The organism is Paenibacillus sp. VTT E-133280 (assembly GCF_002264385.1).
Taxonomy (GTDB): Bacteria; Bacillota; Bacilli; order Paenibacillales; family Paenibacillaceae; genus Paenibacillus_AQ; species Paenibacillus_AQ nitricinens.
Genome location: NZ_NFUX01000196.1, coordinates 1 through 247, shown reverse-complemented (window position 1 = coordinate 247; position 247 = coordinate 1). Strand labels below are relative to the sequence as shown.

The following is a 247-nucleotide window of genomic DNA, read 5'->3' as shown; positions in this document are numbered from 1 at the left end:
CACGTTTGGTAATTCGATTCCGTGTTGCCGTAAACTTTCCAGATGCGAATACACTCGGGTCAATGCCTGCAAAGGCTACTAGTTTCTTTAGATGATCAAAACGGTCGACTCCTCCAATTTCCGATAAAATTGTTGCAGCAATTTTAGGACCAATACCGGGAATCGACTGGATTAAATCATATTCTTCCATTTCTTCAGTGAGAGCATCTATGTTCTCTTCCAATCGAGATAGATGCTCTTGGTACTG

1 protein-coding gene is annotated in these 247 nt (G+C 41.7%); it reads right to left on the bottom strand.

Features of this window, described 5'->3' with window-relative positions; translation table 11 throughout:
- A partial coding sequence (locus tag CA600_RS30745) for a transposase (protein WP_143812249.1) occupies positions 1-247 on the bottom strand: 247 nt, incomplete at both ends.